18 protein-coding genes are annotated in these 21,338 nt (G+C 73.8%); 8 read left to right on the top strand and 10 right to left on the bottom strand.

Going from position 1 to position 21,338, the window contains the following annotated elements; genetic code table 11:
- Positions 1-128 precede the first annotated feature (128 nt).
- A complete protein-coding gene (locus tag Q8791_RS22605) occupies positions 129-932 on the top strand; it encodes an IclR family transcriptional regulator (RefSeq protein ID WP_330093778.1) in 804 nt (267 codons plus the stop codon).
- A gap of 117 nt (positions 933-1,049) precedes the next feature.
- On the opposite strand, the gene Q8791_RS22600 is transcribed toward Q8791_RS22605, so the two are convergent.
- Positions 1,050-1,586, bottom strand: a complete 537-nt coding sequence (locus Q8791_RS22600; RefSeq protein WP_330093777.1) for a CGNR zinc finger domain-containing protein — start codon at positions 1,584-1,586, stop codon at positions 1,050-1,052.
- Between the two features lie 25 nt (positions 1,587-1,611).
- Here Q8791_RS22600 and Q8791_RS22595 point away from each other — a divergent pair, with 25 nt between their 5' ends.
- Positions 1,612-1,782, top strand: coding sequence for a hypothetical protein (locus Q8791_RS22595; protein ID WP_330093776.1), 171 nt, complete (start codon positions 1,612-1,614; stop codon positions 1,780-1,782).
- Positions 1,783-2,005: 223 nt separating this feature from the next.
- Here the strand turns inward: Q8791_RS22595 and Q8791_RS22590 are convergent, their stop codons facing one another.
- From Q8791_RS22590 to Q8791_RS22575, 4 genes are all read right to left on the bottom strand, one after another.
- A complete protein-coding gene (locus Q8791_RS22590; protein ID WP_330093775.1) occupies positions 2,006-3,679 on the bottom strand; it encodes an ABC transporter ATP-binding protein in 1,674 nt (557 codons plus the stop codon).
- Complete coding sequence (locus Q8791_RS22585; protein ID WP_330093774.1) at positions 3,676-4,554, bottom strand: ABC transporter permease; 879 nt, start codon at positions 4,552-4,554, stop codon at positions 3,676-3,678. The genes Q8791_RS22590 and Q8791_RS22585 overlap by 4 nt, the downstream gene beginning before the upstream one ends.
- A gap of 76 nt (positions 4,555-4,630) precedes the next feature.
- The gene (locus tag Q8791_RS22580) at positions 4,631-5,593 is read right to left on the bottom strand and encodes an ABC transporter permease (RefSeq protein WP_330093773.1); all 963 of its coding nucleotides are present in this window, start codon (positions 5,591-5,593) and stop codon (positions 4,631-4,633) included.
- Positions 5,593-7,320, bottom strand: coding sequence for an ABC transporter substrate-binding protein (locus Q8791_RS22575; RefSeq protein ID WP_330093772.1), 1,728 nt, complete (start codon positions 7,318-7,320; stop codon positions 5,593-5,595). The genes Q8791_RS22580 and Q8791_RS22575 overlap by 1 nt, the downstream gene beginning before the upstream one ends.
- Positions 7,321-7,785: 465 nt before the next feature.
- On the opposite strand from Q8791_RS22575, the gene Q8791_RS22570 reads away from it, so the two are divergent.
- Positions 7,786-8,667, top strand: a complete 882-nt coding sequence (locus tag Q8791_RS22570; RefSeq protein WP_330093771.1) for an aldo/keto reductase — start codon at positions 7,786-7,788, stop codon at positions 8,665-8,667.
- Positions 8,668-8,823: 156 nt separating this feature from the next.
- Here Q8791_RS22570 and Q8791_RS22565 read toward each other — a convergent pair whose 3' ends face one another.
- Positions 8,824-9,345: a GNAT family N-acetyltransferase gene (locus Q8791_RS22565; protein WP_330093770.1), complete on the bottom strand. Its 522-nt coding sequence runs from the start codon at positions 9,343-9,345 to the stop codon at positions 8,824-8,826.
- Between the two features lie 228 nt (positions 9,346-9,573).
- Here Q8791_RS22565 and Q8791_RS22560 point away from each other — a divergent pair, with 228 nt between their 5' ends.
- Both Q8791_RS22560 and Q8791_RS22555 read left to right on the top strand, forming a co-directional pair.
- A complete protein-coding gene (locus Q8791_RS22560; protein ID WP_330093769.1) occupies positions 9,574-10,578 on the top strand; it encodes a glycoside hydrolase family 6 protein in 1,005 nt (334 codons plus the stop codon).
- Between the two features lie 172 nt (positions 10,579-10,750).
- A complete protein-coding gene (locus Q8791_RS22555) occupies positions 10,751-12,589 on the top strand; it encodes a glycoside hydrolase family 13 protein (protein WP_330093768.1) in 1,839 nt (612 codons plus the stop codon).
- Between the two features lie 154 nt (positions 12,590-12,743).
- Here the strand turns inward: Q8791_RS22555 and Q8791_RS22550 are convergent, their stop codons facing one another.
- On the bottom strand, positions 12,744-13,502 hold the full coding sequence (locus Q8791_RS22550) for a thioesterase II family protein (RefSeq protein WP_330093767.1): 759 nt from the start codon (positions 13,500-13,502) through the stop codon (positions 12,744-12,746).
- A 277-nt stretch (positions 13,503-13,779) separates the two neighbouring features.
- Between Q8791_RS22550 and Q8791_RS22545 the strand changes: the two genes are divergently transcribed.
- Positions 13,780-14,253 carry a carboxymuconolactone decarboxylase family protein gene (locus tag Q8791_RS22545; RefSeq protein ID WP_330093766.1) on the top strand — a complete coding sequence of 158 codons (474 nt, stop codon included), beginning with the start codon at positions 13,780-13,782 and terminating at the stop codon, positions 14,251-14,253.
- A 345-nt stretch (positions 14,254-14,598) separates the two neighbouring features.
- Positions 14,599-16,194 carry a glycoside hydrolase family 10 protein gene (locus Q8791_RS22540; protein WP_330093838.1) on the top strand — a complete coding sequence of 532 codons (1,596 nt, stop codon included), beginning with the start codon at positions 14,599-14,601 and terminating at the stop codon, positions 16,192-16,194.
- Position 16,195: 1 nt separating this feature from the next.
- Here the strand turns inward: Q8791_RS22540 and gndA are convergent, their stop codons facing one another.
- The gene (gene gndA / locus Q8791_RS22535; protein ID WP_330093765.1) at positions 16,196-17,641 is read right to left on the bottom strand and encodes an NADP-dependent phosphogluconate dehydrogenase; all 1,446 of its coding nucleotides are present in this window, start codon (positions 17,639-17,641) and stop codon (positions 16,196-16,198) included.
- A gap of 311 nt (positions 17,642-17,952) precedes the next feature.
- A complete protein-coding gene (locus tag Q8791_RS22530) occupies positions 17,953-18,519 on the bottom strand; it encodes a hypothetical protein (RefSeq protein ID WP_330093764.1) in 567 nt (188 codons plus the stop codon).
- A 443-nt stretch (positions 18,520-18,962) separates the two neighbouring features.
- On the opposite strand from Q8791_RS22530, the gene Q8791_RS22525 reads away from it, so the two are divergent.
- Positions 18,963-19,748: a 2-keto-4-pentenoate hydratase gene (locus tag Q8791_RS22525; RefSeq protein WP_330093763.1), complete on the top strand. Its 786-nt coding sequence runs from the start codon at positions 18,963-18,965 to the stop codon at positions 19,746-19,748.
- Positions 19,749-20,193: 445 nt separating this feature from the next.
- Here Q8791_RS22525 and Q8791_RS22520 read toward each other — a convergent pair whose 3' ends face one another.
- Positions 20,194-21,291 (bottom strand): pectate lyase family protein, encoded by a 1,098-nt coding sequence (locus Q8791_RS22520; protein WP_330093762.1) that lies wholly within the window; start codon positions 21,289-21,291, stop codon positions 20,194-20,196.
- Positions 21,292-21,338 lie beyond the last annotated feature (47 nt).

Genomic DNA, 21,338 nt, shown 5'->3' with positions numbered 1-21,338 from the left:
TTGGGTAAGACGTTAGCGCTGATCCCAGACAGGGTCAAGACATCCGCGCGGGCTGCCACGCCTGTTCGGTATGAGAACATCACCGGGGGCTCAGATCCCGAGGTCCACAACCGAACCAGGAAGACCACATGCCCAACGAAGAAGAATCGGCCCGCGGCGCCCACTTCGTGCAGTCCCTGGAACGCGGCCTGACGGTCATCCGCGCCTTCTCCGCCGAGCGGCCGTCGATGACCCTGAGCGAGGTCGCGCGTGAGACGGACCTGACCCGTGCCGCCGCCCGCCGCTTCCTGCTGACCCTGGTCGACCTGGGGTACGTGCGCACCGACGGACGACTGTTCTCCCTCACGCCCCGCGTCCTCGAACTCGGCTACGCCTACGTCGCCTCGGCCGGACTCCCGGACGTGGCCCAGCCGCACCTGGAGGACCTCTCCTCCCGGGTGCACGAGTCCGCCTCGGTGTCGGTGCTGGAGGGCGACGACGTGCTGTACGTGGCACGCGTGGCGACCTCGCGGATCATGGCGGTCGCCATCACCGTGGGCACGCGGTTCCCCGCCTCGGCCACCTCGATGGGCCGGGTGCTCCTGGCCGGGCGCGACGACCGCGAACTGGACGCCTACCTGGGCCGGGTGGAGCTCGAACCCCTGACCCGGTTCACCGTCACCGACCCGGACGAGCTGCGCGCCGAACTGCGGCGGGTACGCGAGCAGGGGTACTCGATCGTGGACCAGGAGCTGGAGGAGGGGCTGCGCTCGCTGGCCGCCCCCGTCCGCGACGCCGAGGGGCGGGTGATCGCGGCCGCGAACGTGTCCGCGCACGCCAACCGCTCCTCGATCGACGACGTGCGCCGCGACCTGCTTCCCGCCCTGCTGGAGACGACCTCGCGCATCGAGTCGGACCTGGCCGCGGTGTCGCGGCGCGACACCAGCCGCTGAGGGCCCTCCGCACCGGGCGCTCGCCTCCGGTGCGGGGCCGCGCGGGACGGTACCGGCGACCGGGGACGGCGTGCCCGTGGTGCCCGGTCGCCGGTGGCCGTACCGGACCCAGGACCCCTACAACACCCCTCCGCGCCCGCCGGCACGGGCGCGGTGGCGGCGGACGGCGTCCCGGTTGCCGCAGGACGGTGAGCAGTACCGCTGCCGTCCGTTGCGGGAGAAGTCGGCGTAGACGCGGGCGCAGCCCCGGGCCGCGCACCGCCCGAGCCGGTCCATGCCCCGCCCGGTCAGGTGCAGGGCGGTGCCGACCGAGATCAGCGCGGCCACCTGGCGGTGCGCGGGCAGCGCGTCGGGGCGGTAGTGCAGGTGCCATCCGCTGCCCGCGTGGTCGGTCAGGCGCGGGGCGGCGGAGAACTCGATGAGCAGCGTGTTCAGCCGAGCGGCGCGGGTCGGCCGATCGGGGCTGTCGACCACCGGCACCCACAGGTCCAGGAACTGCCGGACGGCCTCGACGTCGTCCTCGCCGACCGCCCGCTCCAGGAGGAAGCCCGCCTCCGCGCAGCGCCGCTCCAGATCCTCCACGCCGGCGATCGGGCGGTTGACCAGGTCCACCGCGAGCGTCAGCGGATCCTGGCCGTAAGGGTTGAGATGCATAATGCCATTACATCAGACTGGGGCCATGGTTACACGGCACGAACACCTCTGGTCCACGGACTCCGACCACCCCACCAGCGAGGGCGTCGTCAGCTACCAGCGCTGCGGGTGCGGCGAACGCCGGGTGACGCTGACCCCGTCCGTCCGCCTCGTCCAGGCGCGCCCGGCACCCTCCGGCGGGCGCTCCGCCGGCTGAGGCGGCGCCCGCCGAGTGCGGCCCCGAGCGGCCGTCCGGGGCGGTGTGACCGCCGGCGGTCACACCGCCCCTCCGTTCGTCCGCGCCCCTCTGGTGTCCCATCAGCGCACGGGCGAGAGCACCCCCCGTCGGCTCGCACCCCGCGGCCGGGGGCGGAGGCGGTCGCGGACCGCTCCGGTGAGCCCCTGACCGGGGGCGACGGGACGGCGCCCGCCGCCCCGGCTCAGGGGGCGACGCGGTCGCGTGCGGGGCGCAGTGCCGCCCCGCTGCCCGGGACCGCGGCCAGGAGTTCGCGCGTGTACTCGTCGGCGGGGGCCTCGAAGAGGGCGCCGGTGTCCCCCTCCTCCACCAGGACGCCGCCGCGCATCACACCCACCCGGTGGGCGATCTGGCGGACCACCGCCAGGTCGTGCGAGATGAACAGGTAGCTCACCGACAGTTCGCGCTGGAGTTCGGCGAGCAGCCGCAGGATCTGCGCCTGGACCCGCACGTCCAGGGCCGAGACGGGTTCGTCGCACACCACGAGGTCGGGGTTGAGGGCCAGGGCGCGGGCGATGGCGACCCTCTGGCGCTGGCCCCCGGACAGTTCCCCGGGCCTGCGGTCGGCGGTGTCGGCGGGGAGGGCGACACGGTCCAGGAGCGCGGCGGCACGGGCCCGGCGCTGACGGCGGTCGCCCTCACCGAAGGCCCGCAACGGTTCCGCGACCGTCTCGGCCACGCTCATCCTCGGGTCCAGTGAGGAGTAGGGGTCCTGGTAGACGATCTGCATCCGGCGGCGCAGGCGGCGCAGCGCCGCCCCTCGGAGGCCGGTGACGTCGGTGCCGTCGAACTCCACCGTCCCCCCGGTCGGGCGGGTCAGGCGCAGCAGCATGCGGGCCGTGGTGGTCTTCCCCGAGCCGGACTCCCCCACCAGCGCGTAGGTCTCGCCCCGTCCGATGTGGAAGTCCACCCCGTCCACCGCCCTCCGGCCCCCGGGGAAGGTCTTGGCCAGCCCCTTCACCCGGACCAGGGGTGTGGCGGGGACGGCAGGCTCCCGCGGTGCCCGGCCCCGGACCTCCGCCGGGCTCCGTGACGGCCGCGCGAGGACGGGGTGTGCGGGCCCCAGGCCGGGGGCGGCGTCGATGAGTGCGCGCGTGTAGGGGTGCTCGGGCGAGGTGAGCACCTTCTCCGCGGGTCCCTCCTCGACCACGCGCCCCTCCGACATGACGGCGACCCGGTGGGCGCGGTCGGCGGCCACGCCCAGGTCGTGGGTGATGAGGAGCATGGCGAGCCCCTGTTCGGCGCGCAGACGTTCGAGGTGGTCGAGCAGGCGCCGCTGGACGGTGACGTCCAGGGCGCTGGTGGGTTCGTCGGCGATGAGCAGGCGGGGCCGCCCCGCCAGCGCCATCGCCACCAGGGCGCGTTGGCGCATGCCGCCGGAGAGCTCGTGCGGGTGGGCGCGGGCGGCGCCGCCCGGATCCGGCAGCCCCGCGTCGGCGAGCAGGGCGACGGCGGCGGCCGGGGCCGTGCGACGGTCGGCGTGGCCGTGGATGCGCAGCGCCTCGGCGACCTGCGCACCGACCCGCTGGACGGGGTTGAGGGAGGCCATCGGGTCCTGGGGTATGAGCCCGACCTCGCCGCCGCGCAGGGCGCGCAGGTCCGCCTCGCTCGCGGTGACGGTGTCCACCGGGGCGCCGTCGCGGCGGAACAGGGTGATGGAGCCCGACACCTCGGCCGGCGGCAGGAGGCCGACGACGGTGTGGGCGGTGGTGGACTTGCCCGAACCAGACTCCCCGACCAGGGCCAGGACCTCGCCGGGCCGCAGGTCCAGGCTGATGCCCCGTACCGCGGGGCGCGTTCCGGTGCGCGTGCGGTACGCGACGCGCAGTCCGCGCACGCTCAGCAGTGGTGTGGTCATGTCCGTCGCCTCGCTTCGGGGTCCAGTGCCTGGGAGATGCGGTGGGTGGCGAGCACGGTGGCGACGACGACCAGCCCCGGCAGGGTGGTCAGCCACCAGGCGGTGACGAGGTAGTCGCGTCCCTCCGCGACGAGGGAGCCCCATTCGGGCGCGGGCGGTGCGGCGCCGAAACCCAGGAAGCTCAGGGCGGAGACGGCCAGGACGGCCTGGCCGAACTGGACGGCGGCCAGCGCGAGCACGGGCGCGGCGGAGTTGGGCAGCACGTGGCGGACCAGGACGGAGGGCCGGCGCACGCCTCCCGCGTGGGCGGCCTCGACGTAGGTGGACGTGCTGACGCGCAGGACCTCGGCCCGCGTGACGCGGGCGAACACGGCGACGAAGCCGAGTCCGACCGCGAGGGCGACGTTGACGGTACCGAAGCCCAGGACGGCGATCAGGGCCATGGACAGCAGGAGTCCGGGGATGGCCTGGACGACGTCCACGCAGCGCATGACGACGCCGTCGAGGCGTCCGCCGACGAACCCGGAGACCAGGCCGAGGAGTCCGCCGCCGGCGAGCCCGACACCGACGGCCAGGAAGGTGGCCCGCAGGGTGAGGGAGGAGCCGTGCACGACGCGGGCGTACAGGTCGCGGCCCAGCTGGTCGGTACCGAACCAGCTCTGGGTCCCAGGCGGGTGGAGGGCGCGGGAGGTGTCCCCGAGGAGGGGGTCGTGTCCGGTGAACAGGGCGGGCAGCACGGCCCAGCCGAGCAGCAGGGCCACGGTCGCCACGGCGGGGACGAGGCTTGCGAGCCCGCCGTGGCGCGGGGGGCGGGGAGCGTCGGGGACCGGCCCGGGGCCGGGCGTGGCCGGGGGTGCGCCTGTCAGGGCGGTCACGGCGCAGCCACCTCCGGGAGGGCGTGCCCCGGGGCGGCGGTGGCGTCGGGGACAGCGGGGACGGGGGCCGTGGGGCTCACGGGGCGGCTCCGGAGGGTGTGCGCGGACCCAGGTCCACCCGCGGGTCCACGAGCGGGTAGAGCAGGTCCACGACGAGGTTGGCCAGGACGAACACGGCGGCGGCGAGCAGGACGATGCCCTGGACGAGCGGCAGGTCCTGGGCGCCGACGGCGGTGGAGGTGAGGCGGCCGATCCCGGGGCGGGAGAAGACCGTCTCCACGACGATCGCCCCGGCCAGGAGTTCTCCGGCGAGGACCCCCGCCAGGGTGAGGGAGGGGATCGCGGCGTTGCGCAGGGCGTGCCCCAGGTGGACGCGCGGGCGGGACGCCCCCTTGGCGCGGGCGGTGGCGACGTAGGGCAGCCCGAGCTGGGTGGTCAGGCCCGTCCCGAGGACCTGGGCGATCAGCGCCGCACCTGGCAGGGAGAGGGTGACCGCCGGCAGGACGAGCCCTGCCGCGGTCGTGTCGCCGAGGGCGGGGAGCAGCCCCCACTGGAAGGAGACGACCTGGATGAGGATGAGCCCGACCCAGAAGGTGGGCATGGCCACGCCCAGCGGGGGCAGTGCCCGCAGCACGCGGGCGAGACGGGGCGACCGGGTGTAGGAGGCGGCGACGGCGAACCCGCCGCCGAGGAGGATCGACAGGACCAGGGCCGTCCCGGCCAGTTGGGCGGTGGCGGGCAGCGCCTCGGCGATGGCTGCGGTCACGGGCTGCCCCGTGGTGAGGGAGGCGCCCAGGTCGCCGGTGAGGGCGCGGCCGAGCAGGCTCGCGTACTGGACGGCGGGGGGCTGGTCGAACCCCCAGCGGGCGCGGAGCTCGGCCTCCTGTTCGGGGCTGGCGAACACCTCGTCGGCGCCGCCGCTCAGCATCAGTGTGACGGCGTCGGCGGGCAGCAGGAACAGCAGCGCGAAGGACAGGGTGTAGGCGGCCCAGAGCACGACCGCGGACTGGAGGAGGCGGCGGGCCGCGTAGCGGAGCATCAGTCCGCCTCCACCCACGCCTCGTAGAGGCTCAGCCGCGAGGAGGCTTCGAAGGCGATGCCGTGCACGTGGGGCGCGACGCCGTGGACCTGCGCGAACTCGAAGACGGGGATGATGTAGCCGTTCTCGATGATGTGGGCCTGGGCGTCGTGGACGAGTGCGGCCCGCGCCTCTGGGTCGGAGGCGGCGGCCTGGTCGTCCAGCAGGGCGTCGAGGGTGTCGTCCTCGGCGAGGTTGGTGCGGTTGGTGTACCTGGTGGAGAAGAGGGTGCGCAGGATGTCGGGGTCGGTGCGGGTGGTGTTGTACCAGTCGAAGTCGTAGGCGCCTGCGTCCACGACGGCGGTCTGCTCGGCCGGGGTGAGCAGGCGCAGTTCCAGGTCGATCCCGATGGCCCGCAGCTGCTGCTGGATGAGTTCGAGGGCGTTCTCGTTGCCGTTGAAGAGGGCGGCGAAGACCACGTCCACCTCCAGCCGCTCCCCGTCGCGCTCGCGGATGCCGTCCCCTCCCTCGACCCAGCCGGCGTCCTCCAGGATCGCGGCGGCGGCCGCGGGGTCGTGGGCGAGCCGGTCCCCCAGGTCGGAGGCGTGGTCGGTGACGGCGGCGAGCGGGCCGGTGGCGACCGGGTAGCGGTCGCTGAGGACGGTGTCCACGACCTCCTGGCGGTCGATGCCGATCTGGACGGCCTCGATGACCTCGGGGGCGTCCGCGAGTGCGGGCGAGGCCAGGTTGGGGTGGAGGTTGAAGGGCACCCCGGGGTTGGGCCTGGTCAGGATGGTGAAGTCGGTGTCGGCGAAGCGTGCCTCGTCCTGGGGCGGGATGTCCGCGATGGCGTCGACCTGGCCGGAGAGGAGCGCGCCGGTGCGCACCCCGGCCTCGGGCATGATGCGGAACTCGACGCCGTCCAGGCGGGTCGGGCCCGTGTGGGAGGAGCGGCTGGAGGCCTGGTCGTAGTCGTCGCGCCCGGTGAGGATGACGTGCTGGTCGGGGGTGTAGTCCTCCACGGTGAAGGGGCCCGACCCGGCGAACTCGCCCTGGCAGCGCTCTTCCGGGGTGGTGGACGCCAGGCTCGCCGGGGAGACCAGTCCGAGGGACATGGTCGAGGTGGCCTGGAGGAACTGGGTGTTGGGCGCGGAGAAGTGGACGGTGGCCGTGTACTCGTCCACGATCTCGGTCTCCTCGTACTCGCCGAGGTAGCTGCTGCCGAGGCCGGAGAGGGCGCCGAGTTCGACGACCGCTTCGAAGTTGGCGCGCACGGCCTCGGCGTCCAGGGGGACGCCGTCGGAGAAGGAAGCCCCCTCGCGCAGGCGGAACGTGTAGGAGGAGGCGTCCTCGTCGGTCTCCCAGCTCTCGGCCAGCCAGGGGACGATCTCGCCGGTCTCGGGGTCCTGGTCGGTGAGGGAGTCCACGACCTGGCGGCCGACGTTGAGTCCCTGGTTGTTGCCGACCTGGTGGGGGTCGACGCAGGCGGGGTCGGCTGCCAGCGCGAAGGTCAGGGTGCCGCCGTCCAGGGGCTCCGACGGCGCGGCCCGGGACTGCGCCCCGCAGGCCGTGGCCGCGAGCAGGGGCACGAGGGCGAGCGCGGTGTACCGGCGGAGTGCGCGCGCGGACGCGTGCGCGGTGTGCGTGGCCGGGGCGCGGCCGGGCGATGCGGCCCGGGGCGCGCCGCGTGTCGCGGTGACGAACGCGCGGGCGAGGGCGCGGAGGGGAGCTCGGAGTGGCGGAAGCACGACGGGGGTCTCCTCGGACGGGGGCGGGCGCGTGGTCGCGTCGGGACGGTGCGGACAGGGGTGCGAAGGGGCTCGGGGAGGGGCGGAGCGCGGGGCCGGGGGCGGGCGGGAGCGGTGCGGCCGGCCCGGCGGGGAGCCGGGCGGGGGTGGACCCGGCACCTATTTTACAGATTCCCGATAGGATTAGTAGGTATTTGTAGCACCGGGCTCCGAGGGCTGACAAGCGCGGGCCCGGGCGCCACGCCGTGCCCGCGTCCGTCCCGGCGCCCCGGCGACCCGGCGACCCGGCGCCGGGGCGACGGGGCGCGCGGACGCCCTCCCCCGTGGCACCTTGCGGCGCTCTCCGCCTCCTGAGATCCTGCCCGCAACACCGCCGGAGCGCGCATACGCGCATGTCGCGTCGGCCCCGGCCGGCGTTCGACGCCAGTACGCAATCGCGGCCCAGCGCCGCCCGAAAGGGACACCGTGACCGACGTACACGCCACACCAGACATCGCCGAGCGGTCGGGGACCTTCGCCCTCGGGGGCGATCTCCCGGTCCACCGACTGGGGTTCGGGGCGATGCGGATCGTCGGCGAAGGGGTGTGGGGACCGCCCCGCGACCGCGACGAGGCGCTGGCGGTCCTGCGGCGCGCGATCGAACTCGGCATCACGTTCATCGACACGGCCGACTCCTACGGCCCGCAGATCAGCGAGCAGCTGATCAGGGACGCCCTGCGCCCCTACCCCGACGACCTGGTCATCGGCACCAAGGCGGGGTTCGCGCGCACCGGCCCCGGCCAGTGGCACAAGCTCGGTCGGCCCGAGTACCTCAAGCAGCAGGTGGAGCTGAGCCTGCGCAACCTCGGCCTGGAGCGGATCGACCTGCTCCAGCTCCACCGGATCGACCCCGAGGTACCGCTCGCCGACCAGCTCGGGGCGCTGGTCGAGCTGCGCGAGGAGGGCAAGATCCGGCACATCGGACTGAGCGAGGTGACGGTCGACGAGTTGTCGGCGGCCCGCGCGATCACCCCGGTGGCGTCGGTGCAGAACCAGTACGCGCCGTCCTTCCGCCAGTCCGAGGACGTCCTGGAGCAGTGCGAGAGGGACGGGATCGCGTTCCTGCCGTGGGCACCGGTGGCGCGCGGGGAGATGGCGGGCGCGGACTCGCCGCTGGCGGCGGCCGCCGCCGAGCACGGGGTCACCCCGGCCCAGCTGTCGCTGGCCTGGCTGCTGCACCGGTCACCGGTGATGCTGCCCATTCCGGGCACCTCGCGGGTGGCGCACCTGGAGGAGAACACGGCCGCCGCGGCGGTGCGGCTGTCGGAGGAGGAGACCGAGCGGATCAGTCAGTTCCTGGGCGTCTGAGCCCGGTCCCGTGCCCTGGGCCGGACCGCGCGCCGACCCGGGGCCGACACGGCACGGCGCCTGCGACCTTCCCCCGCGGGACGGTCCGCCGCGAGCGGGGCCGCCCGCACGGGGACGGCCCACCGGGAACCCGGTGGGCCGCTGTGGTCCTCCCGGTCAGGTGGGGCGCAACCGGAAGACCTGAAGGCGCATGTCGTAGTACTTCTCGGTCTCGCCGACCCATTCCATGCCCAGTCGGCGGGCCACGGCGATGGCTCGTTCGTTCTGGGGGCGCGCGACCGCGAACACCTCCTCGATCCCCTGTTTGAACGCCCAGGCGATGATGGCCCGGCTCGCCTCGGTGGCGTAGCCCTGGCCCCACACGTCGGGGCGCAGCGCCCAGCTCAGCTCGAAGTCCTCCTCGAAGGGCGGGAGGAGCTTCAGCGACAACCCTCCCACCAGCTGCTCGTCCTGCTGACGGACGATCGCCCAGCGACCCGCGGGCGGAATCAGGTTGGGTCCCGCCTCGATCCAGGCGTGCAGCACTGAGCGCATGGCGTTGGTCTCGGTCACCGGATGCCACTCCGGCGTCAGCCAGTGCGCGACCTCGTCGGCCCCGTAGATCTTCAGGGCGTCCTCGGCGTCGCCCAGCTCCCACTCCCGGATGAGGAGTCGGTCGGTTGGCAACTCAAGGCTCATATCACAACCGTAACCCGGGACAAACCACCACGACAGGGGGGCGGGGAAAGAGTCTGCATCCGCCCGGCCGGCGCGGCTCCGCGCGGACGCGCCGAAGGGCGCATCCGGCGCCCGGACCCAATCGTCACGACCCCTTTACACAGAGTTCACAGTTGCCTATCGTGGAGCACCCCGACTGGGAGCGCTCCCAACTACCCCCTGCCCCCGCTCGCACAAGGAGTAGTCCCGATGATTCGCAGATCAGCGACCCTGGGCGCCGTCAGCGCGCTGGCGCTCGGCACCCTGCTGACCGGCTGTGGCCCCACACCGGTCCAGACCGTGGGCGACACGGCGTCCGGCACGGAGACGGCCCGGACCGCCGCCCAGGACGCGCCCTTCTACGTCAACCCCGACACCGGAGCGGCCAACTGGGTCGCCGACAACCCGGGCGACCCGCGCGCCTCCCTCATCGGTGAGCGCATCGCCGGGGTCGCCCAGGCGACCTGGTTCACCCGGTACAACCCGGAGACCATCGAGTCCGAGGTGGACGCCCTGACCGGGGCCGCCCAGGCCGCGGGCGGCGTGCCGATCATCGTGGTCTACAACGTCCCCGGACGGGACTGCGGCAACCACAGCGGCGGCGGCGCGCCCGACCACGCCTCGTACCGGGCCTGGATCGACGCGTTCGCCGCCGGACTCGACGACCGCCCCGCGACGATCGTCGTCGAGCCCGACGCCCTCTCCCTCATGGGCTCCTGCGCGGGCCAGCCCCCGGCCGAGGTCATGGACTCGCTGGCCTACGCCGGACGGACGCTCAAGGAGGGCTCCTCCGAGGCCCGCGTGTACATCGACTCCGGGAACTCCGCGTGGCACCCCGCCGAGGAGGTGGCCGAACTGCTGCACGGCGTGGACGTCGCCGACAGCGCGGACGGCATCGCCGTCAACACCTCCAACTACCGCACCACCGCGGACGAGGTCGCCTACGCCGAGGCGATCATCGGCGCCACCGGCCTGGACGGGCTGAGTGCGGTCGTCGACACCAGCCGCAACGGCAACGGCCCCGCGGCCGACGACGAGTGGTGCGACCCCACCGGACGCGCCCTGGGCACGCCCAGTACGACCGACACGGGCAACCCTCTGATCGACGCCTTCGTCTGGGTGAAGCTGCCCGGCGAGGCCGACGGCTGCGCCGGTCCCGCCGGTTCCTTCGTGCCCGACCTCGCCTACGAGATGGCCGTGAACGCGGGCGGCTGACCGTCCGGACACCCGACACCGGTGACGCCGGGGACGAAACCGGTCGCACCGGCGGGCCTCCCTTGCGATACTGGCCGCTCCCGTACCGGACCCCGCCCGCGTGGCGGGGTCCGGTCGCGTGCGCCCGCCGGCCGGCGGGCGCCCCAGGACACGAGCGCACCGGAGCCGCCGCATGAAGTTCGCCGGAGACCCCCACCACGACGGGTCACCCGACCACGTCGGCGTCGAGGACGGGAACGCGGTTCTGCGCGTGCGCGTCCCCGGAGGCGCGGACGCGGTGTACGCCCGCGTCGTGGAGGACGGCGAGGGCGTCCTCGTGCGGGCGCGGGAGGCCGGGACGGTCGGCGGCTCCGCCTGGTTCGAGGTGTCGGTCGCACTGCGCCCGGTGGTGACCGGGTACCGGTTCGCCGTGGTCCGGGGCACCCGGTTCACGTGGCTCAACCAGGAGGGCGCCCACGGGCACGAGGTCACCGACGCGGGCGACTTCCGGTTGATCGCCGGACCACCGCCCCCCGCGTGGGTCACCGGCACGAGCGTCTACCAGATCTTCCCCGACCGGTTCGCCCGGGACGACGACTCCCTCGACCCCCTGGCCGAGCACCCCGGCTGGGCGGTGCCGAGGGCCTGGGACGACGAGCCCGAGGGGTCCGGCCCGGCAGCGTCCCGGGAGTACTTCGGAGGGACGCTCGACGGGGTCCGCCGCCGGCTGGACCACCTGGCGGAGCTGGGCGTGGAGGTCGTCTACCTCACCCCCGTCTTCCCGGCGCGGTCCACCCACCGCTACGACGCGTCCACGTTCTCCGAGGTGGACCCGCTGCTGGGCGGAGACCGTGCTCTGCGCGAGCTGACGCGCGCCGCGCACGAGCGCGGGATGCGGGTGATGAGCGACCTGACCACGAACCACACCGGGAGCGCGCACGAGTGGTTCCGGACGGCACAGGCCGACCCGGACTCGGACGAGGCCGGGTTCTACTACTTCACGGACCACCCGGACGGCTACGTGGGCTGGCTGGGGGTGCCCAGCCTGCCGAAGCTGGACTACGCCTCGGCGGAGCTGCGGCGCAGGTTCTACGGCTCCGACGACTCGGTCCTGACCGCTTGGCTGACCGGAGAGGACGCGGTGGACGGCTGGCGGATCGACGTGGCCAACATGACCGGCCGCCACGGGGCCCAGGACCTGAACCGGGAGGTGTCCGGGGAGATCGCGGCGCGCATGCGCGAGGTGGACGCCGCACGCGGGGGCGACGGGTCGTGGCTGCTGGCGGAGCACTTCCACGACGCCGGACCCGACACCCACCACGACGGGTGGCACGGCGTCATGAACTACGCGGGGTTCACCCGGCCGGTGTGGAGCTGGCTGAACACCTCCCCGGAAGAGGTGAGGTACCTGTTCACGGAGGCCCCGCTGCCCCGGAACGGCGCCGACGACGCGGTGCGGGCGATGCGGGCGGCGAACGCGGGGCTGCCGTGGCGGGTGCTGACACACAGCGTGAACGCGTTGAGCACGCACGACTCCGCGCGGTTCCGGACGGTGGTGGGCGGCGACCGGGAGCGTCACGCGGTGGGGGTGGCGGCGCAGGTGACCCTGCCGGGGGCCCCGTTCGTCTTCGCCGGTGACGAGATCGGCCTGGAGGGCCGCGACGGGGAGAACGGCCGCAGGCCGATGCCCTGGCACCGGTCCGACGGGTGGGACCGGGACACCCTGGAGGCGTACACGCGGCTGCTGGCCCTGCGGGGGGAGCTGCCCGCGCTCCGGACCGGCGGACTGCGCTGGCTGGACGCGGGTCCGCACCACATGACGTTCGTGCGGGCCCTGGCCGGGCAGGTGGTGCTGGTGCACCTGGCCGACGGCGCGCACGCGCCGGTGACGGCGGGGCTCGCCGACCTGGACGCGGCCCGCGTGGAGGTGGCAGCCCGGGGAGGAGCCGTCCGTCTGGAGGCGGCGGGCGCGGACGGGGCTGTGGGGCTCACCGCGGAGGGTCCCGGCTACGTCATCGCCGTAGGGGCCTGACCCCCGGCCCGTGCGGGGCGCCGACCGTCCGGCCGCACCGCGCGGGCCGCCGCGGACACGTGGTGGCGGCTCCGGTCTCCGAGGCCCACCGGGCCCCGGGGGGGGGCGACCCCGCGTACACCGGGCACGGTCGGCGCGGACCCCGGTCGGGTGCCTACACGCCCGCGGCCAGGGCGCTGCGGACGTCCCTGGTGATGCGGCCGGCCACGTCGTCGATGCGCCCGACGAAGTAGAAGTGCCCACCGGGCAGGGTGTGCCGTCGGACCGGGCCGTGGACGTGGTCGTGCCAGGCGTCCATGCGCCGCGGCGGCATGCCGGGATCGTCCTCTCCTCCGAAGGCCGACAGCGGCAGGCGCAGCCTCTCGGCCCCGGGGGACGGCCGCCAGGTGTCGACCAGTTCGAGGTCGGCGCGGACGAGGGGCTCCACGAGGCGCCACTGGGCGGGGTCGGCCAGGGCCGCGGCCGGGGTTCCGCCCATGCGGGCGATGCCGTCGCGCAGACGGTCGGAGGCCAGGCGGTGCCGGGGCTCCTCCCACTCGGGGCCCGGCTCGGGGCTCCACGCCGACACCCCCAGCCAGGAGGGCTCGCGGGCGGCGCCCGCGGCCATCCGCGCGGCCATCTCGTAGGCGACGAGCGCACCCATGCTGTGCCCGAAGAGGCCGAAGGGGCGGTCCAGCGCGTGGCCGAGGCGCTCGCTGAGGTATCCGGCCAGGTCGGCGGCGTCCCGGTAGGGCTCCGCGTTCGCGCTGCGACCGCGTCCGGGCGCCTCCACGAGGCACACGTCCCAGTCGGCGGGGAAGTGGCGCACCCAGGGGCGGTAGCCCAGCGGCGATCCGCCCGCGTGGTGGAGGAGGAAGAGCCGGAACCGGCTGTCGGGAACCGGCCTGAGCCTGGTCAGGACGCCCTCGTGCACTGCTCTCCCTCTGCTTCCTCTCACGGCTCGGCTCGGCGGCCATCGCGACAGGGAGAACTTACCAGCCGGTAACACCGATCGGTAACAAAGGCGGAGGACACACCCCGGAGGGCTGCGGTGCGGTCCCGGGCAGCGGCGCCCCCGGGCGGCACCGCAGGCCCCGCCCTCCGCCCCCCGGTGGGACACGTGTCACAGCCCCGCACCCCCGGGTGGTGTCACGCCCAGCCCGCCTGCTCCGTCATTGCTGTGCCATCGCCAACACGGCTGGGAGTTCAGCATGGAAGCCCGCATCAACCTCTTCGGCAGCACCGTCGCGACCAAGGTCATGAAGCACGTCGCCGCGGTGGACAAGGTCCTCCGGGGCACGACGGTGTCGACCACCACGCAGGAGCTGGTGAAGATCCGCGTCAGCCAGATCAACGGCTGCGGTTTCTGCACCGACATGCACACCAAGGAGGCGACTCTCGCCGGGGAGACCCCCGTCCGCCTCCACCTGATCGCGGTCTGGCGGGAGGCCACGGTCTTCACCGAGGCCGAGCGGGCCGCCCTGGAGCTGGCGGAGCAGGGAACCCGCGTCGCCGACGCCGCGGGCGGGGTCCCGGACGAGGTCTGGGAGACCGCCGCGAAGCACTACGACGAGGACGAGCTGGCGGCGCTGGTGTGCCTCATCTCCTTCATGAACAGCGTCAACCGGATGAACCTCATCGCCCAGAACCCCGCGGGCGACTACCAGCCCGGCCAGTTCGGCTGACCCGCCCGACCACGGAGGCGCCCCGCTCCGCCCACCGGCGGCGCAGGCCCTCCGTGGACCGCGGTGAGCGGGGCCCGTCCACGGAGGCGGGCCCCGCGTCCAAACCCCCGGGGGACCGCGCCGGGCCGGGAGGGGACGCGAGTCGGGGAGGCCGGGGGCGCCCCTCCCCCGGTCGACCGAGCCCCGAAGCACGCCCGGTTTCCGACCCCATGAGATTCAAACCACCCATAGGGCCATCTTTGTCCAAAAAGTTATCCGGTGACCTACCCTGGTTCCCGGCGTGGCGTCGCCCCGACGCCACCACGGTTCGGGGGAGGACCCGTGGCTCCAGGCAGACGGGCGGGGATGGCCCCGCGCTGGCGCAACCGCTGGCTGGCCGCGGGCGCAGCCTCGGCGCTCATCCTGTCCGCGTACGCGATCGTCGGCGCCACCGACCCCGGACCGGGCCCCGGGGCGGCCCGATGCCAGGCCGCGCAGGACAAACGGGAGATGCGCGGCGCCTGGCTCACCACCGTCGGCAACATCGACTGGCCCTCCGAACCGGGCCTGAGCGCCGACGAGCAGCGGGCGGAGATGGACGAGCGCCTCGACGAGGCTACGGAACTCGGCCTGAACACCGTCTTCCTGCACGTGCGCCCCACCGCCGATGCCGTCTACGAGTCCGAGCTGGAGCCGTGGTCCCGCTACCTCACCGGCGAGCAGGGCGGCGACCCCGGCTACGACCCCCTGGAGTACGCCGTCGAGCAGGCCCACCTGCGCGGCCTGGAGATGCACGCCTGGTTCAACCCCTACCGCGTCGGCCTGAACTCCGACATCGAGGAGATGGCCGACGACCACCCGGTCAGGGAGAACCCGGACTGGCTGGTCGACTACGGCGGCGAGGGCTTCCTCGACCCGGGCGAACCGGACGTGCGGGAGTGGGTCACCGGCGTCATCATGGACGTGGTCGAGCGCTACGACATCGACGGCGTCCACTTCGACGACTTCTTCTACCCCTACCCCGAGGACGGCGAGGAGTTCGACGACGACGCCACCTGGGAGGAGCACGGCGGTGGCTTCGAGGACCGCGAGGACTGGCGGCGCGACAACGTCAACCGCCTCGTGGAGGGCGTGCACGAACGGATCCAGGACACGAAGCCGTGGGTCCGGTTCGGGATCTCCCCGTTCGGCATCTGGCGCAACGACGGCAGCGACCCCACCGGGTCGGCGACCTCCGGGCTGGAGTCCTACGCCGCCCAGCACGCCGACACCCGCACCTGGATCCGGGACGGCACCGTCGACTACGTCGTCCCCCAGCTGTACTGGGAGCGCGGATTCGGCGCCGCCGACTACGAGGAGCTCGTCCCGTGGTGGGCCGCGGAGGTCGAGGGCACCGGAGTGGACCTCTACATCGGCCAGGCCGCCTACCGGGTCGGTGAGAGCGGCTGGCGCGAGGACGACGCGCTCAGCACCCAGCTCGACTACGCCGACGACTTCCCCGAGGTCGGGGGCGACGTCTACTTCTCCTTCACGTCCCTCACCGGCCCGGCGGCGGAGGCCTTCGACCACCTGGCCGAGGAGCACTACGCGGACCCCGCGCTCCCGCCCGTGGCCGACCCCTCCCGGGAGGGCGAGCCGCTCACCGGGACCGTGACCGGGCTGACGGCCACGGCCGCCGGCGACGACCGCACACGGGTGGAGTGGGACGAGGCCGACGGCGCGCGCTCCTACGCCGTCTACCGGCTCGACCCCGACGAGGCGGAGCGGGTCGCGTCGGGAGACGGCGAGGACCACTGCGCGGTCCTGTCCTCCGACAACCTCGTGGGGGTGACCGGCCGGACCGCGCTGGAGGACGCCGCCTCCGGGGAGGACCCCCCGGAGGGCTCCGCCTACGCGGTCACCGCCCTCGACGACTACCGGATCGAGGGGCCGCCCGGGACCGTCGCCGACCCGCGCGGCTGACTCAGCCGTCCGCGCGCTCCTCGGAGCGGTCACCCGCCCAGAGGGTGTGGAACACCCCGTCGCGGTCCGCCCGGCGGTAGGTGTGCGCCCCGAAGAAGTCGCGCTGGCCCTGGACCAGTGCCGCGGGCAGCCGCTCCGCGCGCAGCGCGTCGTAGTAGGCGAGCGCCGCAGAGAACCCCGGGGTCGGCACCCCCTGCACGGCGGCCGTCGCCACGACGCTCCGCCAATCGCCCTGGGCACGGCCGATCTCGGCGGCGAAGGTGTCGTCGGACAGCAGGCTGGGCAGGTCGGGCCGGGCGGCGTAGGCGTCGCGCACCCGGTCCAGGAACGCGGCGCGGATGATGCAGCCCGCACGCCACAGCGCGGCCACCGCCCCCGGGTCCACACCCCAGTCGTACTCGGTGCTCCCGGCCGCGATCTGCAGGAAGCCCTGCGTGTAGGACACCAGCTTGGACGCGTACAGCGCCTGCTCGACCCGGTCCGCGAACCGGTCCGCCTCCTCCCCCGACAGCGGTTCGGGCTGCGGCCCCGGCAGCGCCCGCGAGGCCTCGCGCAGCTCCGGATCGCCCGACAGCGAGCGCGCGAAAACCGCCTCGGCGATCCCCGGCACCGGGACACCGAGGTCGAGGGCGGTCTGCACGGTCCAGCGACCCGTGCCCTTCTGCTCCGCCCTGTCCTGGACCACGTCCACGAACGGCTTCCCCGTCGCGGCGTCGCGGTGGGCGAGCACCTCGGCGGTGATCTCGATCAGGTAGGAGTCCAGGCGCCCGGTGTTCCAGGAGCGGAAGGTCTGCGCGATCCGCTCGGGCTCGAACCCGGCGACGGAGCGCAGCAGCTGGTAGGCCTCCGCGATGAGCTGCATGTCCGCGTACTCGATGCCGTTGTGCACCATCTTCACGAAGTGCCCGGCGCCGTCCGGCCCCACGTGGGACACGCAGGCGGTGCCGTCGGGGGCCCTGGCCGCGATCCGCTCCAGGAGGGGCGCGAGGGACCGGTAGGACTCCGCCGATCCGCCCGGCATGATGCTCGGCCCGTGGAGGGCGCCCTCCTCTCCCCCGGAGACACCCGCGCCCACGAAGTGGATACCGCGCCCGCGCAGGTCCGCCTCGCGGCGCCGGGTGTCCAGGAAGTGGGCGTTGCCGCCGTCGACGATGATGTCGCCCTCCTCCAGCAGGGGCGCGAACTCCTCGATGACGGCGTCGGTCGGCCCGCCCGCCTTGACCATGACCACCAGGCGGCGCGGCCGTTCGAGGGAGGCGACGAACTCCTCCGCCGAGAAGGCGGGGACGAAGGCACCCTCGTCCCCGAACCCGTCCACCAGGTCCCGCGTCCTGGCCTGTGACCGGTTGTGCACGGCGACGGTGAACCCGTGGCGTGCGAGGTTGCGGGCGAGATTGCGTCCCATGACCGCGAGGCCCGTGACCCCGATCTGCGCGGTGGCGTCCATCGTGCGTCCCCCTGTTGTCCGACGGCGACTGTGGTCCCCCGTTGCAAAGTACAGCGGCCCGCCCCCGAGGCGGGGTTCCGGGAGCGCCCGGCGTGTGGCCCCGTCCGGTGGCGGTTCGGCGGTCCCGCGGGACTGGGGGGCGGGGGGCGGGAGGCGGAACGCGCGCCGCCCCCGGCAGGCCGATGCCGAGGGCGGTGCCAGGGGCGGTGCGTGTGCGGCGTCGGTGCACGGCGCCCTGCCCGCGCCCCGCCCGACCGCCGCGTCGACCCGGGGTGTGCCGCCCGCGCGGGAGCAGCGGCACACCCCCGTGCTCAGGCCCGCGACGCCTTCCAGTAGGCGACGTCCGCCGCGCGGTTGAAGTAGGCGTTGGTGCACACGTCGAGCTTGTCGCCTTCGGTGGAGTGCTGGTTGGTCTCCAGGAAGCCGCCGTTGCCGCCGTAGAGGTTCCACAGCAGGAGCACGTCGCCGGTGCGCACGTACTGGTCGGCGGGGGCGGACGTCTGGGCGAAGATCCGCCACCGCCCGGTGCCCTCGGCGCGGTCCCTGCCCTGGGAGGTCGACACATCGTACTTTCCGCCGGCGGACTTCTGGGGGCCGGTGGCGTGGCCGTTGGTGTCGAGGTAACCGCCGTCGCCGCCGAAGAGGTTGCGCAGGTAGACGACGTCACCGCTGAGGACGTTGGCCCCGGAGGCCTTGCCCTCGGCCGAGAGGATCTCCCAGGTGCCGGTGCCCGTGGCGCGGGCGGGGGTCTCCGCGGTCTGCACCCCGTACTTGGCGGGGGCCGGGCGGTGGTTGATGGTGTCGAGGTAGCCGCCCTGCCAGGCGTTGTATCCGTTCAGCAGGTGGATCCGGTCACCGAACCTGATCTCGTTGGCCATGGGGTCCTTTCCCGTGAGAGGTGTACTGCCGGTGGCGGTGTCCGGCCGGGACGAAGGCATCGCGCCGTCGGACGGCCACCGCCGGGATGAACGTAGCCCCATATGCACTCTCGGTAACCAGACCGTCCCGACCCGGCCAATCGAAGCAAACCCCCTCCCAGGGACGACCGGTGTGCTACGCCCCGTCCCTGAACCGGGGCCCGGTCCCGCCGTCGCCGGTTCGGCCGCGAGGGCGTGACGACCGGCCCTGTGGTCACGGACAGGTCCTCCCCCCGCCCGGCCGCTCCCCGGGGACACGGTTCGGGGGCGCCCGGTCGCACGCGGTGGCCGCCGTTCCGGGACGCGCCGGATGGCGCTACGGTGTCGGCGCAGACGAGAACCCGCACGGGCGGGAACGGCCCTCAGAGCCCGCGCCCGCCGCCCCCGAGAGTCCGAGGTCAGCCATGTCCCAGGCACACGAACGCGCCCGCGCCCTCTACGAGGCCCGCCGGACGCGCAAGCCCGTCCCCCCGTTCACCGACGCCGATCCCTCGCTCGGAGCGGCGGACGGGTACGCGACGCAGAAGGAGCTGCTGGAACTGCTGCTGGCCGACGGCGACGAGGTCATCGGCCACAAGGTCGGCCTGACCTCCGCCCCGGCCCGTGCGCTGCTGGGCATCGACTCCCCCGACCACGGCCCCCTCCTGGCCTCGGCCGTCTACCGGGACGGCGACACCCTGCCGCTGGACCGGTTCATCCAGCCGAAGATCGAGGCGGAGATCGTCCTGCGGATCGGCTCCCCCCTGAGAGGGCCCGGCGTGACCGTCGAGCAGGCCCGGGAGGCGGTGTCGGAGGTCAGGGCGGGGGTGGAGATCGTGGACTCCCGCATCGAGGACTGGCGGATCCGGATCGCCGACACCGTCTCCGACCTGGCGTCCACGGGGGCCATCGCCGTCTCGGAGACGGCGCTGCCCCTGGAGGGGTTCGACCCCCGCCTGCTCGGCATGGTCCTGAGCCGCAACGGCGAGGTCGTCGACACCGGGGTCGGCGCGGCGGCGCTCGGCGACCCGCTGGCCGTCCTCGCCTGGCTGGCCAATGCCCTGGGTGAGTCCGGGAGGGGCCTCGAGCCGGGCCAGCTGGTCCTCACCGGCGCCCTGCACACGCCGATCGCGCTGGCGGCCGGGGACGAGTTCACCGCCGAGTTCGACCGTCTCGGGTCCCTGACCCTGCGGGTGGCCGAGACGGGGTGACCCGTGGGCGGGTCCCGGCTCCGGCGTATCCCCGGTGTGAGTTCGCCGAACCTGCACCTTTACGACGTAGATCATACGGGTGTGACGAGGGGTCCGCCCGGGGACAGCGCCGACGCCCTCCCGCGGGCGGCGCGGCTCCCCCACGACAGGAGCGTCCCTCTCCGACGGGGGCGGTGGCGGAGGTGCGGGCCCCCCGGGCCCGGACGGCCGCCGTGCCACCGGCGCACCCAGCCCCGCCGACCCGGCACCTTGCTGGGAGCACTTCCTACAACCGATTGCACAAGCCCCCGCCGCACCGTGGAGGTGCGGCGGGGGCAGCGGAGCCCATCGCGGCGGCGCCGCGGACGGGGTCGGGCCGCACGGTCCCTGCGAGATCCTGTCGAGTGGCCCGTCCCCGGGCGCCCGGGGACCGACGCGCCCCTCGGCTCACGGGCGGTGCGACCGCCTACGGGGTGACGTCGACGACGCCCGTGCCGGCGTGGGCCGCGACGGACTCCCTCGCCTGGGCGGGGGTCTCGGCGTCGTAGGGGTAGGGGACGGTGAAGTCGGTGGTCGACTCCAGGTGGTCGCTGGGCGAGTCCGTGAACGCGTTGTCCACGAGGTTCCAGTAGCCGGTCTCGCTGCTGCCGTACCACCAGCCCACGGGGCCCTCGACCTGTCCCGTGGTCCCGTCCTCCTCACCGGAGCCGACGTTGTCGAAGGAGTTGCCCTCGACCAGGATCCGGGCGCCCATGCGGGCGTTGACCGCCGAGCCGCCGATGTCCTCGAACACGTTGTTGAGCATGTGCACGTCGGCGTGGCGGACCAGCGGCACGCGGGTGTTGAGGTTGCTGAAGAGGTTGTGGTGGTAGGTGATGAAGTCGGGCGCGCTGCTTGCCGAGTCGTTGTGCCCGACCAGCGACGTCTTCCAGTGGTCCGTGAACGTGTTCCAGGAGACGGTCACGTACTCCGAGCCGTGCTTGATGTCGACGAGGCCGTCGTAGTGGTCCTTGTCGACACCGTCCAGCTCGCTGTAGAACTCGTTGTGGTCGATCCAGACGTTGGAGCTCTCCGAGGCGACCTCCAGGGCGTCGCCCTCACCCTGGGAGACGTGGTGGATCGCCAGGTTGCGGAAGACGACGTTGTGCGAGCGGCTGAGCTTGAAGCCGATGCCGTCGAACTCGCCGGAGTCCCCGACGCCGAGGATGGAGACGTTGGAGACGTCCTTGACGTCGATCTTGCTCTCGTCGACCTGGTCGGGGGTGACGGTGACGTCGACGTGGACGACCAGGCCGTCCCCCTCGTTGTCCTGGTGGTCGTTGAGGAGCTCGTACAGCGCCTGCCCGGGGGTGCTCTCGGTGCTCCAGCTCGCGTACTCGCTCAGCACGTACTCGTGGACGGTGCTGCCGCCGTACCCGCCGTCGGTGCCTCCGTTCATCGAGGCGTAGCCGACGGGGGCGTCGGCGAACGGGTCCGCGGCTGCCGCGGGGGACGGGGCGACGAGCACGGACGCGGCGAGGGCGAGGCCTCCGGCCGCCGCCAGGGTTCTCTTCGGGGTTGACATGGGGGTTCCTCTCAGCCGGCGGAGCGTCGGGAATTGAGCGGGGGCCG

Origin of the sequence: Nocardiopsis codii (assembly GCF_036327455.1) — a bacterium.
GTDB lineage: Bacteria > Actinomycetota > Actinomycetes > Streptosporangiales > Streptosporangiaceae > Nocardiopsis > Nocardiopsis codii.
This window is presented reverse-complemented; position numbering and strand designations above follow the sequence as displayed.